Genomic DNA, 14,960 nt, shown 5'->3' on the forward strand with positions numbered 1-14,960 from the left:
ATGGACCAGGATACCCTGCCGCCCGAGGCGCTGGACCAGCTGGACGACAGCGCTTTCCGCCAGCATGTCCGCCAGTGGATCGAGGCCAACTACCCGCCGCAGATGCGCTTCCCCCAGCGGCGCCTGCACTGGCACGAGAACAAGCCCTGGTACATGGCGCTCTCCCGCCAGGGCTGGCTGGCGCCGAACTGGCCGCGCGAATATGGCGGCATGGGGCTCGGCGCCACCAAGCAGCTCATCATGATCGAGGAGCTGGAGCGCCACGGCTGCGCGCGCGTCAGCGATATGGGGCTGATCATGCTCGGTCCGCTGCTGATCAAGCACGGCACGGAGGAGCAGAAGCGGCGCTTCCTGCCGCGCATCCTCTCGGGCGAGGATATCTGGTGCCAGGGCTATTCCGAGCCAAATGCCGGTTCCGACCTCGCGGCGCTGCGGCTGGATGCGGCGGATGCCGGGGACCACTGGGTGCTGAACGGGCAGAAGACCTGGATCACGCTGGCGAACGACGCCAACTGGATCTTCGTCCTCGCCCGCACGGACAAGTCCGGCAAGAAGCAGCAGGGCATTTCCTTCCTGCTGCTGCCGATGGATGCGCCGGGCGTCTCGGTGCGGCCCATCATCAACCTGGACCTGCATGACGAGTTCTGCGAGGTCTTCTTCGACAATGTCCGCGTGCCCAAGGACATGGTGGTGGGAGAGGTCAACCAGGGCTGGACCTATGCCAAGGCGCTGCTGGGCTTCGAGCGCATCGCCATCGGTTCGCCCAAGCTGTCCTCCAACGGACTGGCTCGGCTGAAGGCCCTGGCGGTGGCCATGGGCCGCGACCAGGACCCCGCCTTCCTGGAGCAGTATGCCCGCTTCAGCATGGAGCTGGCGGACCTGAAGGCCCTGTACGAATCCTTCGTGACGAAGTTGAAGCGTGGCGAGACGCTGGGCCCCGATGTCTCCATCCTGAAGATCGTGCAGACCGAGCTGTTCCAGCGGATCACCGACGCCATGCTGGAGATCGCGGGGGAGAATGCCGGCCTGCTGGAACCCATGCCGGGAGAGGGCCTGCATCCCGCCGGGCAGTTCCTGCTGGCGCGGCCCTCCACCATCTTCGGCGGCTCCTCCGAGATCCTGCGCAACATCCTGGCCCGCAACGTGCTGGATCTGCCGGCATGAGCGGCCCCCTGCCGCGCATCCGCGTGCTGGACATGACGCGCATCTTCGCCGGCCCCTGGGCGGCGCAGATCCTGGCCGATTTCGGCGCGGAGGTGGTGAAGGTCGAGCATCCGCGCGGCGGCGACGACGTGCGGCGGATGGGCTTCCCGCAGAAGGACGCGGAAGGCCAGGAGACCGGTGACACCTCCTCCTTCCTCGCCATGAACCGCGGCAAGCGCTCCGTGGCGCTGGATATCGCCACGCCGGAAGGGCAGGCCGCGCTGCGGGCCCTGGCCAGTAAGGCGGATGTCTTCATCGAGAACTTCAAGGCGGGCGGCCTCGCGCGCTACGGGCTGGATTACGCCTCGCTCTCCGCGCTGAACCCGCGCCTGGTTTATTGTTCCATCACCGGCTTCGGGCAGGACGGGCCCTATGCCGCGCTGCCCGGCTACGACCCGATCTTCCAGGCCATGAGCGGCCTGCTCAGCGTCACCGGCAACCCGGATGGCACGCCAGGGGCCGGGCCGGCGCTGGTGGGCTACAGCGTCTCCGACATCAATGCCGGGTTCTATGCCACCATCGCCATCCTGGCGGCGCTGCACCACCGCGATACCATCTCCGGCCAGGGCCAGCATATCGACCTCGCGCTGCTGGACTCGCAGGTGGCGTCGCATTCTCACATCGCCATGAACTACCTGGTCTCCGGCAAGATGCCGGTGCGGGCCGGCACGGCCTCGCAGATCAACACGCCCTGGCAAAGCTTCGACACCGCGGACCGCCCGCTGATGGTGGCGGTGGGCAATGACCGGCAATTCGCGCAGTTCTGCGCCGTGCTGGGCCTGCCGGATGTGCCCGCGGACCCGCGTTTTGCCACCAACCGCCAGCGCATGGCCCACAAGCCGGAACTGCTGCCGCTGCTGCAGGGGGCGCTGCTCCAACGCACCGCCGGGGAATGGGTGGCCCTGCTGAACGAAGCCGGGATTTCCTCCGGCCCGCTCAACGACTTCGGCGCGGCGCTGGAGGATCCGCAGCTGCGTCATCGCGGCATGTGGGGAGAGATGCCGCATCCCCGCGCCGGCACCATGCCATTCGTTGCCAATCCCGTGCGTTTTTCCGGCACGCCGGTCGTCTATGACCGCGCGCCGCCGCAACTGGGCGAGCATACGGAGGAAGTGCTGGCGGAATGGCTGGGCACGGAATCCGCCACGCAGCCATGACCCAACCGTCGCCGCCCCATGCCACGCTCCACCGCCTGCTGCACCCCGCCAGTATCGCGGTGGTCGGCGCCAGTATGCGGGAAGGGGCTTTTGGCGCGCGGGTGCTGGAGAACCTCACAGGTTACGGCGGCTCGATCTGGCCGGTGAACCCGCGCTACGCCGAGCTTGGCGGACGCCGCTGCTACCCCTCGCTGGCGGATCTGCCGGGGGCACCGGATTGCGTGGCCATCGCCACGCCGCGCGAGGGCGTGGCGGCGGTGCTGCGGGATTGCGTCGCGGCCGGGGCGGGCGGTGCCGTGGTCTTCGCCGCCGGCTATTCCGAAACCGGCCTGCCGGACCGCGTGGCGGAACAGGCGGAGCTGGCGGCGTGGGCTGCACGGCTGCCGCTGCTCGGCCCCAATTGCCTGGGCTTCGGCAATTTCCTGCTGGGCGCGGGTGTCACCTTCTCGGCGGGGCCGAAGCCGGTCGTGCCGCAGGGGGCGGCAGTCGGCATCGTCAGCCAGTCCGGCGCGCTGGGCTTCGCGCTGGCGCAGGCGGTGGAGCGGGGCATCGCCATCAGTCATGTGCTGACCTCCGGCAATGCGGCCGGGCTGGATACCGCCGACCTCGCCGCCTTCCTGGCGGAGGAGCCGGGCTGCGCCGCCATCGCCTGCGTGCTGGAAGGGCTGGCGGAGCCGCGCCGGCTGCTGGCCGCAGCAGCGCTGGCCGCGCGGGCGGGCAAGCCGCTGCTGGTGCACAAGATGGCCTCGGGGCAAGAGGGGGCGGCGGCCGCGCTCTCACACACCGGGGCCATCGCAGGCAGCCACGCCGTCTGGCGCGCCGCGCTGGCCGAGGCCGGCGCCGTGCTGGTGGAGGATTTCTCGGCACTGATGGAGATGGCCGCCTTCTTCGCCAAGGCACCGGCCGCGCCTCGCGCGCCGGGCGTGGCGGTGGTTTCCACCTCCGGCGGCGCGGGCATCCTGGCGGCCGATGCGGCGGAGCGGCATGGCGTGCCCCTGCCGCAGCCCGGCGCCGTGGCCGCCGCCGTGCTGGCCGCGCGCATCCCGGAATACGGCTCCGCCCGCAATCCCTGCGACCTGACGGCCCAGGTGCTGAACGATGCCGGGGCGCTGGTGGCCTGCACCGATGCTCTGGCGGCGGACCCCGGCTTTGGCGCGCTGCTCTATCCCAACACCCATGCCTATCCCTTCTCCGCCAACCGCATCCCGGTGATGGCAGAGATCGCGGCGCGGCATGGCGGCTTCCTCTGCGTGCCCTGGCTGGCGGAGGCGCGGGAAGGGGAGGTGGCGCGCATGGCCCAGGCCGTGTCCGGCGCGGCCATCTTCTCCTCCACCGACCGCTGCTTCGCTGCCCTGTCGGCTTGGCAGCGGCGTGCCGCCCGGGCCGCCCGGCCAGCCGAGCAGCCCAGCCGCTTCCTGGACAAGGCCGCGCTGGACCATGCGCGCCGGCTGCTGGATGCGGCCCCCGGGCCGGTGATGACGGAATCCGCCGCCACGGCGGTCCTGGCGGCCTGCGGCCTGTCCGTGGCGGGCGGGCGGCTAGTTCAGGATCTCGACGCCGCGCTCGCCGCTGCGGAGGCCCTGGACTACCCCGTGGTGCTGAAGGCGGAAAGCCCCGACCTGCCGCACAAGACCGAGGCCGGCGCCGTGCGGCTGGACCTGCGCGACGCAGCCGCGCTGCGGCAGGCTCATGCCGCGATGCTCGATGCCCTGGCCGCGCTGCCGTCGCCGCCCAGGCTTTCCGGCCTGCTGGTGCAGCCCATGCTGCCGCGCGGGGTGGAGGTGATGGTCGGCGCGCGGCAGGACCCTGTCTTCGGACCCGTGGTGGCGGTGGGGCTGGGCGGCGTGCTGGTGGAACTGCTGTCCGACATGGCCGTGGCGCCGGCGCCCGTCAGCCTGCCGCAGGCCCGGCGCATGCTGTACGGCCTGCGCGGCTTCCCGCTGCTGACGGGCTTCCGGGGCATGCCGGCGGCGGACCTGGACGAGCTGGCGGAGACGATCTGCCGGGTAGCGGAGCTGGCCGCGGCCCTGCCGGGACGCATCGCCGAGCTGGACATCAACCCGCTGGTCTGCGCGGGCAAGCGGATTGTCGCGGTGGATGCGCTGATCGCGCTGGAACCGGCGGCGAAAGCCATGGACGAGGCCGCCGTCATCTCCTAAAAAGCCAATAACCTAGTTTAATAAATAATTGCGCTCCGGCAGCCGGCCGGGGATGCTGAGGAGGAACGAACATGCTGACCCGACGCCACAGCCTTGCCCTTCTGGCCGCGGGTTGCGCCGCGCCGCTCTGGTCCTCGGCTGCCCGGGCGCAGGGCAGCTTCCCGGACCAGCCGGTGAAAATGATCGTCCCCTTCGCCCCCGGCGGCCCCGCCGACATCATCGCCCGCATCATCGGGCAGGTCATGGGGACCAAGCTGGGCCAGCCCGTGGTGGTGGACAGCCGATCCGGCGCCGGCGGCGCGGTGGGGGTGGAGGCCGCGGCGCGCAGCAGGCCGGACGGCCTGACCACCGTGCTGGCCTCCACCGGCGCGCTGGTGGTACTGCCGCACCTGATGCCGCGCATGGCCTATGACGCGCAGAAGGACCTGGCGCCGATCACCCATGTGCTGTCGGTGCCGCAGATCCTGGTGGTGAAGAAGGGACGCGGCATGGCATCGGTCGCCGATGTGGTGGCGCAGGCCAGGCAGCAGCCGGGCAAGCTGACCTTCGGTTCCGCCGGAAACGGAAGCTCGCTGCATCTGGCAGGAGAGTTGTTCAAGCTGAAGGCCGGCATCGACATCACGCATGTGCCCTATCGCGGCGCCGCGCCGGCGGTGACGGACCTGCTGGCCGGCACCATCGACATGATCCTGGCCGATGTGCCCGTGGTGCTGCCGCATATCCGCAGCGGGGAGGTGCTGGCGCTGGGCGTCACGGCCGAGCAGCGCGCGCCGATCCTGCCGGAAGTGCCGACCATGGCCGAGGCCGGTGCGCCCGGCGTGGTCTCTCAGACCTGGTACGCGCTTTTCGCGCCGGCCGGCACGCCGGCAGACCGCATCGCGAAGCTGCATGATGCTGCTGCGGCGGCGCTGCAGGACAATGACGTGCGCCGCAGTCTCGCGGATCAGGGCGGCCAGGTCGTCGGCAGCGCGCCGGAGCAGCTCGCCGCCTTCATGGTATCCGAGAACAAGAAGTGGGGCGAGCTGGTGAAGCTGGCCAATGTGACGCTGAACTGAGGAGGCTCCGCCCATGTCCGCCAGCCTGACCGACGACCGCGCTGAATCCCTGCGCATGATCCGCGACAGCGCCGCCGCCGTGGTACCGGCGGATGGCGATCTCGGACGGGTGCGGCGCCTGCGCTTCACCATGCCGGGCTTCGATCCATCGGTCTGGGCCGAGATGGGGGAGCTGGGCTGGATCGGCCTGCGGCTGCCGGAGGATGCGGGCGGCATCGGCCTCGGCATGTCCGAGGCCTGTGCATTGTATGAGGAACTTGGCCGCGCGCTGGTACCGGAACCGCTGCTGGCCGGCGCCCTCTCCGCGCGGCTGCTGGCGGCGGTGGGGGAGGCGGAGTGGCTGCCCCTCCTGCTGGCCGGAAAGAAGCTGGTGCTGACGGCCTGGCAGGAAGCCCCCGACACGCTGGATGCGCCGGGCAACCCTGATGCGCCGCGTTGCTTCCTGCCCATGGCCGCCGGGGCCGATGCCTTCCTGCTGCCGTTGCGGCAGGACGGTGGGCTGGCGCTGTACCTGCTCGAGACCGGCTCCGCCGCGCTCGAGACCCTGCAGACCCAGGATGGCGGCCATTACGGGACATTGAGGCCCGGCATCCCCGCGGGACGGCCGCTGGGCGGAGAGGCGGCCGGGGCCCTGGCCCTGGCGCTGGACGAGGCTGCGCTGGGTACCGCCGCCTACCTGCTGGGGGTGATGGAGCGCGCCTTCGCCATGACGCTGGACTATCTCCGCGCCCGCCATCAGTTCGGCAAGCCGCTGGGCAGCTTCCAGGCGTTGCAGCATCGCGCGGCGGATCTGAAGATCCAGCTGGCCCTCACCCGCGCCAGCGTGGAGGATGCCGCCGCGAAACTCGACGACGGCGTCGCGGGCGGCGCACGGCAGGCCGTCGTCTCCCGCGCCAAGGCCCGCACCGCCGAGGCCGCGCTGCGCGTGACGCGGGAAGCGGTGCAGATGCACGGCGCCATCGGCTATACCGACGAATACGATGTCGGCCTGTACCTGCGGAAGGCGATGGTGCTGGCCAACCAATTCGGCTCGGCCGCCTTCCACCGCGCAAGTTTCATGCGACACCAGACGGCGGCTGGGGACTGAACCTCGGCCTTCCCCTCATGGCACGACAGAAGTCGTCGGAAACACCCAGCCTGCCAGGCAAAGGCACGTTCATCCGTCGGGGCGGTCCATTGACGAGGCCGCGAGCCTTTGCCGCCCGCCCGGAGCGATCGGGGGGGCCAAGCCTACTCGATACGCATGCCCGTTTCCTGAACGAAGCGGGCGAAGCGTTCCGTCTCGACCGGCATGTAGCTGGCAAATTCCTGGGGGAGGAGGGTCGCGGCTCCAGCTCGTTGCGGGCGCACCATCCCGCCACGAGGGTCGGCCATCACGGCCCGGAGGTCGGTGTTCAACTGCGCCTGTTCCGCTTTCGGCAGCCCGGCTGGTGCCAGCAGGCCTAGCCAGATCACGAAGACATAGCCTGATCTTCCCCCATCCGGGTGGGCACCTCTGGGGCATGACTGCTATCGGTCGAATCCGGCGCTATCCGCCGATGCATCCGATCGGCGCGCCGTCCCGGCGCGCAAAGGCCTGCAGATGCCCACAGGCGTGACTTCGGCAATGCATTACGGTACGCCAAAGGCGTTCGCTGCGGCTTGGGCGGAGCCGATCATGCGCTGCTCAGCCGAGTCATTGAGAGCCCAGCATGTGCTGGGCGCCGGGATCGCATTCGCCGACCCCGGCGCAGACCGTTCAGAGAGATGAATCCTCCGCACCAAGCAGAAATCCTCCAGACGCGTAAGTTTCTGGAACTCATGCCTGGAGAAGGCACTCTCCCTCCTCGTTCTTCCCGGAGCAGTCAGGCCCGTTCCAGGTTCCACATGATCGCGAAACCTGACACACGCCCCTTCAGGTTCTTGTTGATCGCCGTCATGGATTTGTATGCCCCAACAGGAATGTAGGGCAGTTCATCCATGACGATGCGCTGCATCTCCTCGGTGATCTTCTTCTGCGCGGCGAGGTCCGGGGCCACAAACCATTCGTCACGCAATGTCTCCAGCTGTGGCATGTTCGGCCAGCCGACCCAGGCGTCAGCTCCATTGCCGCGCAGCGGGAAATGCGCGGAGGGATCGACGAAGTCGAAGGACGAGAAGGAGGTCAGCAACATGCTCCAGCCGCCTTTATCCACCGGTTCGCGCGAGGTGCGGCGCTGCACGACCGTGCCCCAGTCGCTGAGCGCGATATCCGCGTTGAACTCCAGCCTGCGGACGAGATCAGCGGCAACCTGCGTCATGGCGGAGGGAGCCAGGATGTCGGTCGGGCCGATCAGGCGCATCAGCTCGTTGTTGTAGCCGGCTTCCTTCAGCAGCGCCTTGGCCTTGTCCACGCTGCGGGGGCCCATCAGCGGCTCCAGCCCCGCCTGCGTCGCCAGCGGCGTGCCAGGGGTGAAGACTCCGACATTGTCCATGTAGATCTCGGGCTCCGGCCCGACGATGGCGCTCATGAAATCTGTCTGATTGATGGCGGGCAGCAGCGCCTGGCGGATCTTCTTGTTGTTGAAGGGTCCGTGCAGGTGGTTGAAGCGCAGCACTCCCACCAGCGGCAGCGGGTCGATTTCCTCGATGGAGATCTGCCGGTTGCGCTTCAGCAGAAGCTGGATCTCGGGTGGCGGCTGTTCGAACCAGTCGATCTCACCCGTCTGCAGAGCGGCGGCGGCGGTGGAAGCATCGGTGATGATATGCCACTCGACACGGTCGAATTTCGGCAGCTTCGGGCCGGCCGTCAGGCTGGGCGTACCGGTCGGCGTGGGACTGTAGGCGTCATTGCGCTCATAGACCACCATGCTGCCGGAGTTGAATTCGTCCTCCTTGAAGCGGAAGGGGCCGCAGCCGGTGGTATCACGGATCTGGGTGAAGGCATCCGTGGTGGCCAGCCGCTCCGGGACGATGAAGGGGGGGCTGTTGCTCACCTGCGCCAAGGCATTCAGCAGCAGCGGGAAGCGGCGCTTCATGCGGAAGCGAAGGCGCCGGTCGTCCACCACCGCCAGCTCATCCACGAACATGGCCAGCTTCTGACCCATCGGGCTGCGCTTCATCCAGCGCTTCAGACTGGCGACGGCGTCCTGGGCGCGCACCTTCTCGCCATCGTGGAAGCGGGGGCCGTTGCGCAGGGTGATGGTGACGGTGCGGCCTTCATCCTCCTCGACCGCGCCTTCCGCCAGCTGCGGACGCGGCATGAAATTCGCGTCCATGCCGTACAGCATGTCGTGGATCATGTAGGCGTGGTTGCGGGTGATGTTCGCCGTGGTCCATACCGGGTCCAGGCTGGTCAGGTTGGCCTGTGGCACCAGCTTCAGGACGCGCTGGCGGGCCGGCTGGGCGATAGCGAAATGGGATGGTGCCGTCATGGCAAGACCAGCGACGGCGCCCGCCCCGGTGAGCAGTGAACGTCTTTGAATCATGAAAGCTTCTCCCGTTTTGCTGCAACATGGAACGGGAGGTTGGGCGAAAGCGCAACCCTTCTGACGGCCTGAACGGGAAGCGCGCAGGCAGGAATCAGCGAACCTGGCAGGGCAATTACGGCGTAGCCGCAGCGTGAGGTCCTGCTCCGAGGTCTGGCCTTCGCCCGTGAACTCAGCCCATGTGGAGTGAGAGACTTGGTATCAGGGCTGTAAGGACGGGAGGTAGAGCAGGCCGGCTCCGATCGCTTCCATCACAGCCCTGACGTCACGACGATGTCGCTGAGCCTCAGTTCCGGCACCGGCACCTAGTTGATGTAGGTCTGGAAGGCAATGAACGCTATCACTACCTGGGCATTTTGTTTGCGTATGATCTGATGGTGTGCGACGCCTCCTGCTGGAGGCGACGATGATGACGAGCATCCTTGGTGGTGGAGCAGATCTGGATCGCTGGCTAGCGCCGTTCCTGGAGGTTCTGGGGCGCAAGACCCGCCGCACCTGGGCACCGCTCTACCTGCGGGGTCTGCTCGGACCCGGCGAGCGCAAGAGCCTGCAGCCGATGGCCGCCCGGCTTGGCTTGGGCGGCCACGACCAGCTGCAGCACTTCATCGCCAGCCCCGCCTGGGATGATGCGCCGCTGTGGTCGGTGCTGGCGCAGCAGGCCGACAAGCTGGTCGGCGGTCCGCAGGCTTGGCTGGTGATCGATGACACGGCGCTGCCTAAGAAAGGCACGATGTCAGTCGGCGTGCTGCCGCAGTACTGCGGCCAACTCGGCAAGAAGGCCAATTGCCAATCGCTGGTGTCGCTCACCCTGGCACAGGGCGAGGTGCCTGTTCCGGTCGGTCTACGGCTGTTCCTGCCGGAGAAGTGGACCGATGACCCTGCACGCTGTGCCCAGGCAGGCGTGCCGGAGGCGGCGATGGCGCCGCGAACCAAGGCCGAAATCGCACTGGACGAACTCGACCGGCTGAGGGCGGCGGGCGTGCGGTTCGGCACTGTGCTGGCCGATGCGGGCTATGGCGCAAGTGCGGCGTTCCGGCAGGGCCTGGATGCTCGGGATCTGCGCTGGGCGGTGGGCATCCCGCGCAACCAGAAGGTCTACAGCGCCGCCGTGCAGCTGGTGCCGCCGCAGGGACGGGCTCGTAAGCCAGTGCCGAACGAAGAGCCAGCAGAGGCGGAGAGGGTGTTGGCCTCGCAAACCTGGCGCCGCATCGCCTGGCGGCAGGGTACCAAGGGCGCATTGGCGGCCCGGTTCGCCGCGGCGCGCATCCGGGTGGGCGACGGCGCGGTTTGGGGCAACAACCGGCATCTGCCGGGTGATGAAGCCTGGCTGGTCGGCGAATGGCGCTCTAGCGGCGAGCGGAAGTACTATCTGAGCAACCTGTCCGCCGACACACCGCTGCGGGCGCTGGCGGCCACCATCAAAGGACGCTGGATCTGCGAACAGGCGTAAGCGTCGTCTGACCCCCATGGTTGAGGTGCACAGCTCTGGGGAGGAGGATTGAGCCTTCTGGAGAGAGGGCAGGCAGTGGACGGGGATCTGGTCGGGAGCACGGAGGCGAGCACTCCTATGAGTGATCGTATGAGTGCCCGTACGGAATTCGTGGAAGTGGTGACCCGCGGTGAACGGCGCCGCCGCTGGAGCCCCGGTAAGCGTCGTCTGACCCCCATGGTTGAGGTGCACAGCTCTGGGGAGGAGGATTGAGCCTTCTGGAGAGAGGGCAGGCAGTGGACGGGGATCTGGTCGGGAGCACGGAGGCGAGCACTCCTATGAGTGATCGTATGAGTGCCCGTACGGAATTCGTGGAAGTGGTGACCCGCGGTGAACGGCGCCGCCGCTGGAGCCCCGAGCAAAAGCTGCGGATCGTCGCCGAGGCGATGGACCCCACAGTCACCGCGGTCGATGTGGCACGGCGCTGGGGGATCGGCACGGGACTGCTTTATACATGGCGACGCGAGCTGCTGATGGCGGTCACCCCGGCGCCGATCACGCCAGGGCTCCCTGCGATCGCAGCGGAGGAAGCCCCCTGCGAGAATGCGCCTGCCGTCATTGCTGAGGCCGCCTCGCTGCCTGGTGACGGACGGATCGAGATCGCGCTTCCAGGTGGTGTCGTCGTCCGTGTTGATGCCGGGGTAGACGAGGCGGCGCTTCGGCGCGTCCTTGCGGCACTGGAGAGGCGATGATCGGTCCCGCGCCGGGCACACGCATCTTCCTCGCCTGCGGGGTGACGGACATGCGGCGTGGCATGGACGGGCTTGCCGCTCTCGTGCAGACCACCTTCGGCGAGGATCCGTTCTCGGGTGCGGTCTATCTCTTCCGTGGGCGCCGGGGCCATCTGGTGAAATGCCTCTGGCATGACGGTCAAGGCCTGTGCCTTTTCCAGAAGCGCTTGGAACGGAGCCGCTTCCAGTGGCCGGTGACGAACACCGGCAGGATTGCGTTGTCGGTGGCGCAGACTTCGATGCTGCTCGAGGGCCTGGACTGGCGCAACCCACAGCGGGTGTGGCGGCCGAGCGCGACGTAGCAGCTTTCGCTTGCACCGACGCGGCGCGGCCTGCGACGATTCCTGCGTGACAGCAGCCGATGACACGAACGGGGCGGACGCGGAGGTGGTTCTCCTGCGCGCTGCGCTGGCTGCCGCCGAGGCGAGGATCGCGGCACTCGAGGGCATGCTCCACGCGCTCAACCGCGCACGCTTCGGCCAGAGTGCCGAGCGCATCGATCCCGGCCAGCTTGTCCTTGCACTTGGCCGCGACGTGCCACCCCCGCCGCCCGCGAACGATGCGCCGGGGGAGGATGGCCCTCGCGGACGCCCATCGGCGCGCCGGAACCGCGGCGCCTTGCCGCCGCACCTCGAGAGAGTGGAGCGCGTGCTGGAACCCGCCAGCCGGACCTGTTCTTGCTGCGGCAGCGACATGCGCGTCATCGGCGAGGACCGGTCAGAGCGGCTCGACGTCGTGCCCGCGAGGCTGCGGGTGCTGGTGACCGTCCGCCCGCGCCTGGCCTGTCGTGGCTGCGTGGGCGGTGTTCATCAGGCGCCTGCCCCGGAGCACGCGGTGACGCGCGGTCTGCCGACCGAGGCGCTGCTGGCGCATGTGCTCGTCTCGAAATACGGCGACGGCCTGCCGCTGTACCGCCAGGTGGCAATCCTCCGCCGCAGCGGGGTGAGGCTCGACCGCTCGACCCTCTGCGACTGGGTCGGGGCAGCTTGTTGGTGGCTCCGGCCTCTCTACGAGCGGGTCCTGGAGCATGTCAGGAAACAGGGACGGGTGTTCGCCGACGACACGCCACTTCCCACCCTGGAGCGCGGTCGCGGGCGAACCCGCAAGGGGGCCCTCTGGGCCTATGCCGTCGACGACCGCCCCTGGCTGGGGCGGGCTCCTCCTGCGGTCGCTTATGCCTACGCGCCGGACCGCAAGGGAGCGCGACCCGCTGCTCATCTCGGCCGGTTCCGAGGCGTGCTGCAGGTCGACGGCTATGACGGGTTCAAGGCCATGCGGCGGGAGCGCCGCGACGGCTCGGTGACGCTGGCCTTCTGTTGGGCGCACCTGCGCCGACGGTTCTTTGAGGTCCATGCGGGCACGAAGTCGCCCATCGCCGCCGAGGCCTTGCTGCGTATCGGGGAGCTCTACCGGATCGAGCGCGAGATCCGGGGCCGCTCGGCGGAGCAGCGCCGCGCCATCCGTCGCGAGAGGAGCGCGCCGCTGGTCGCCGCCCTCGAGATCTGGCTGCGGGCGCAGCTGGATCGCCTCAGCCAGGGCTCCAAGCTCGCCGGGGACATCCGCTACGGCCTGCGCCACTGGGGCGGTCTCGTGCGGTTCCTTGAGGACGGCAGGCTGGAGATGGATACAAACACGGTGGAGCGGCAGATCAGGCCCGTGGCCGTCACCCGCAAGGCGGCGCTGTTCGCAGGCAGTGAGGCAGGCGGCGCGAACTGGGCCATCGCGACGACGCTGATCCGGACGGCCCTGATGAATGACGTTGAGCCCGAGGCCTGGCTGACCGACGTGCTGCAGCGGATGGTCCGCGGCGACGTGCGCTCGAACGGGCTTGATGCCCTTCTCCCCTGGACCTGGGGCCGGGACACCGCCGCAGCGGCGTAGCCATCAGAGCCCCGGCAAGGCGGGGTTTACCTCCTCCGCGTCGCTGGTATCGGCATGGACCGCGTCGTGGATGATGCGCGTGGTCACGCCCTGCAGATGCGCCCGCAGCGCCCGCTCCAGTTCCAGAAACTCGGGCCAGAGGACCGTATCGAGGAAGCCCTTGGGCGCGCGCAGCATTACCGTCGTGCGCTTCTGGCGAGGGTAGCGATAGGGCCTCAGCCCGTAGCGGCGGCAGAGGGCGACGAAGAGCTGCCGGGACCAGCTGTCCGGCATTGAGAACTGCTGCTCCACGGCCGGGTCACGGCGGGCTTGCTCGGGACTGTCAGGAATTTCGTGTGTGGCGGGGCATAGTAGGGAAGAAGGAGACCCCCTATGGCCCGACGGAAAGAGCCGCGGATCCCGGATGCGATCCTGGACCAGTTGCTGGCCGGTGCGGACGCCAGAACGGCCTTCGAGCAGGGCGGCCTGCTGGATGAGCTGAAGAAGGCGTTCACCGAGCGGGCGCTGAACGCCGAGATGGACCACCACTTGGCCGGAGAGGGTGGTGAAGGCAACAGCCGCAACGGCTATGGCCGGAAGTCGGTGGTCACTGACAGTGGCAAGCTGGCGCTGGAGATCCCACGCGACCGGCAGGCGAGCTTCGATCCGCAGCTGATCGCCAAGTACCAGCGGCGCTTCCCTGGCTTCGATGACAAGGTCATCTCGATGTACGCCCGCGGCATGAGCGCGCGGGAGATCGTGGGCCACCTGCGCGAACTCTACGGCATCGAGGTCTCGCCCGACCTGATCAGCGCTGTCACGGATGCCGTGCTCGACGAGATCAGCGCCTGGCAGAACCGGCCGCTGGAGCCCGTCTACCCGGTGGTGTTCTTCGATGCCCTGCGGGTGAAGATCCGGGATGAGGGCCTTGTCCGCAACAAGGCGGTGCACATCGCGCTGGGCGTCCGGGCCGACGGTGGCAAGGAGATCCTGGGCCTGTGGCTGGAGCAGAATGAGGGTGCGAAGTTCTGGCTGCGGGTGATGAACGAGCTGCGCGGCCGCGGTGTCGAGGACCTGCTGCTGGCGGTGGTAGACGGGCTGAAGGGCTTCCCTGAGGCCATCCTGGCAGTGTTCCCGGAGGCCGTGGTGCAGACTTGCATTGTTCACCTCCTGCGCCAGAGCCTGGACTTCGTCGCCTACAAGGACCGCAAGCCCGTGGCCGCGGCGCTGAAGGCGATCTACCAGGCCGTGGATGCCGCCGCCGCCGAAGCGGCCCTGACTGCCTTTGAAGCAGAATTCTGGGGCCAGAAATATCCCGCCATTGGCCAGAGCTGGCGCCGCGCCTGGACCGAGGTCGTGCCGTTCTACGCATTCAGCGTCGAAATCAGACGGTTCCTCTACACCACCAATGCCATTGAGGCGCTGAACGCGAAGCTGCGCCGTGCAGTTCGAAGCCGAGGGCACTTCCCCACGGATGAGGCCGCCCTGAAGCTGCTGTTTCTGGTCTTGCACCGGGCGGAGAAGGAGTGGACCATGCCGCCGCGGGAATGGTCCATGGCTAAGGCGCAGTTCGCCGTTCTGTTCGGCGAGCGCTTCACTCGCGCCATGGCCTGAGCATGTTCAACCGCTCCGCCGCACACGAAATTCCTGACAGTCCCGCTTGCTCGGCCAGGCGTGCCTTGACCCGCTCCAGCGCCGCCCCGGCCGCCTCCCGCTCACCCGCCGTTCCTGCACCCGCAATCAACGCCTCGATCTTGCGGAGCCGCTCCCGGAGATCGTCTTCGCCCGCCATCCCCCTCAACCTCCAACCGGCATGCAGGATAACCGGTACAGACCGCCAGGGCAGCAGGGCACGTCAAG

At 68.4% G+C, this 14,960-nt stretch carries 13 protein-coding genes and 1 pseudogene; 10 read left to right on the forward strand and 4 right to left on the reverse strand.

The features are described from left to right. The 5 genes from IAI58_RS17755 to IAI58_RS17775 all read left to right on the forward strand — a co-directional run bounded on the left by IAI58_RS17755 (position 1) and on the right by IAI58_RS17775 (position 6,661). Positions 1 to 1,164 carry an acyl-CoA dehydrogenase family protein gene (locus IAI58_RS17755; protein ID WP_207450324.1) on the forward strand — a complete coding sequence of 388 codons (1,164 nt, stop codon included), beginning with the start codon at positions 1 to 3 and terminating at the stop codon, positions 1,162 to 1,164. Beyond that, positions 1,161 to 2,360: a CaiB/BaiF CoA transferase family protein gene (locus IAI58_RS17760; protein ID WP_207450326.1), complete on the forward strand. Its 1,200-nt coding sequence runs from the start codon at positions 1,161 to 1,163 to the stop codon at positions 2,358 to 2,360. The genes IAI58_RS17755 and IAI58_RS17760 overlap by 4 nt, the downstream gene beginning before the upstream one ends. After that, positions 2,357 to 4,519 carry an acetate--CoA ligase family protein gene (locus IAI58_RS17765; RefSeq protein ID WP_207450328.1) on the forward strand — a complete coding sequence of 721 codons (2,163 nt, stop codon included), beginning with the start codon at positions 2,357 to 2,359 and terminating at the stop codon, positions 4,517 to 4,519. The genes IAI58_RS17760 and IAI58_RS17765 overlap by 4 nt, the downstream gene beginning before the upstream one ends. Positions 4,520 to 4,590: 71 nt before the next feature. Continuing rightward, positions 4,591 to 5,574: a Bug family tripartite tricarboxylate transporter substrate binding protein gene (locus tag IAI58_RS17770; RefSeq protein WP_207450330.1), complete on the forward strand. Its 984-nt coding sequence runs from the start codon at positions 4,591 to 4,593 to the stop codon at positions 5,572 to 5,574. A 13-nt stretch (positions 5,575 to 5,587) separates the two neighbouring features. Beyond that, positions 5,588 to 6,661, forward strand: coding sequence for an acyl-CoA dehydrogenase family protein (locus IAI58_RS17775; protein WP_207450331.1), 1,074 nt, complete (start codon positions 5,588 to 5,590; stop codon positions 6,659 to 6,661). A gap of 143 nt (positions 6,662 to 6,804) precedes the next feature. Here the strand turns inward: IAI58_RS17775 and IAI58_RS17780 are convergent, their stop codons facing one another. Both IAI58_RS17780 and IAI58_RS17785 read right to left on the reverse strand, forming a co-directional pair. Then, positions 6,805 to 7,029, reverse strand: coding sequence for a type 2 periplasmic-binding domain-containing protein (locus tag IAI58_RS17780; RefSeq protein ID WP_207450333.1), 225 nt, complete (start codon positions 7,027 to 7,029; stop codon positions 6,805 to 6,807). Positions 7,030 to 7,418: 389 nt separating this feature from the next. Continuing rightward, complete coding sequence (locus IAI58_RS17785) at positions 7,419 to 9,020, reverse strand: ABC transporter substrate-binding protein (protein ID WP_207450335.1); 1,602 nt, start codon at positions 9,018 to 9,020, stop codon at positions 7,419 to 7,421. 409 nt (positions 9,021 to 9,429) lie between these two features. Between IAI58_RS17785 and IAI58_RS17790 the strand changes: the two are divergent. The 4 genes and pseudogenes from IAI58_RS17790 to tnpC all read left to right on the forward strand — a co-directional run. Continuing rightward, positions 9,430 to 10,467: pseudogene (locus IAI58_RS17790) on the forward strand (IS701 family transposase); the annotation flags it as partial. A gap of 332 nt (positions 10,468 to 10,799) precedes the next feature. Further along, a complete protein-coding gene (gene tnpA / locus IAI58_RS17795; protein ID WP_207451415.1) occupies positions 10,800 to 11,201 on the forward strand; it encodes an IS66-like element accessory protein TnpA in 402 nt (133 codons plus the stop codon). Continuing rightward, entirely contained in the window at positions 11,198 to 11,542 is a 345-nt protein-coding gene (gene tnpB, locus IAI58_RS17800; RefSeq protein ID WP_207451417.1) for an IS66 family insertion sequence element accessory protein TnpB, read from the forward strand. The genes tnpA and tnpB overlap by 4 nt, the downstream gene beginning before the upstream one ends. A gap of 46 nt (positions 11,543 to 11,588) precedes the next feature. Next, positions 11,589 to 13,121: an IS66 family transposase gene (gene tnpC / locus IAI58_RS17805; protein ID WP_408906225.1), complete on the forward strand. Its 1,533-nt coding sequence runs from the start codon at positions 11,589 to 11,591 to the stop codon at positions 13,119 to 13,121. 3 nt (positions 13,122 to 13,124) lie between these two features. Here the strand turns inward: tnpC and IAI58_RS17810 are convergent, their stop codons facing one another. Then, on the reverse strand, positions 13,125 to 13,394 hold the full coding sequence (locus IAI58_RS17810) for a hypothetical protein (RefSeq protein ID WP_207451419.1): 270 nt from the start codon (positions 13,392 to 13,394) through the stop codon (positions 13,125 to 13,127). Between the two features lie 99 nt (positions 13,395 to 13,493). On the opposite strand from IAI58_RS17810, the gene IAI58_RS17815 reads away from it, so the two are divergent. After that, entirely contained in the window at positions 13,494 to 14,714 is a 1,221-nt protein-coding gene (locus tag IAI58_RS17815) for an IS256 family transposase (protein WP_207451421.1), read from the forward strand. Here the strand turns inward: IAI58_RS17815 and IAI58_RS17820 are convergent. Beyond that, on the reverse strand, positions 14,695 to 14,892 hold the full coding sequence (locus tag IAI58_RS17820; protein WP_208776009.1) for a hypothetical protein: 198 nt from the start codon (positions 14,890 to 14,892) through the stop codon (positions 14,695 to 14,697). The two genes, IAI58_RS17815 and IAI58_RS17820, sit on opposite strands and share 20 nt — an antisense overlap. Positions 14,893 to 14,960 lie beyond the last annotated feature (68 nt).

The organism is Roseomonas marmotae (assembly GCF_017654485.1).
Lineage (GTDB): Bacteria > Pseudomonadota > Alphaproteobacteria > Acetobacterales > Acetobacteraceae > Pseudoroseomonas > Pseudoroseomonas marmotae.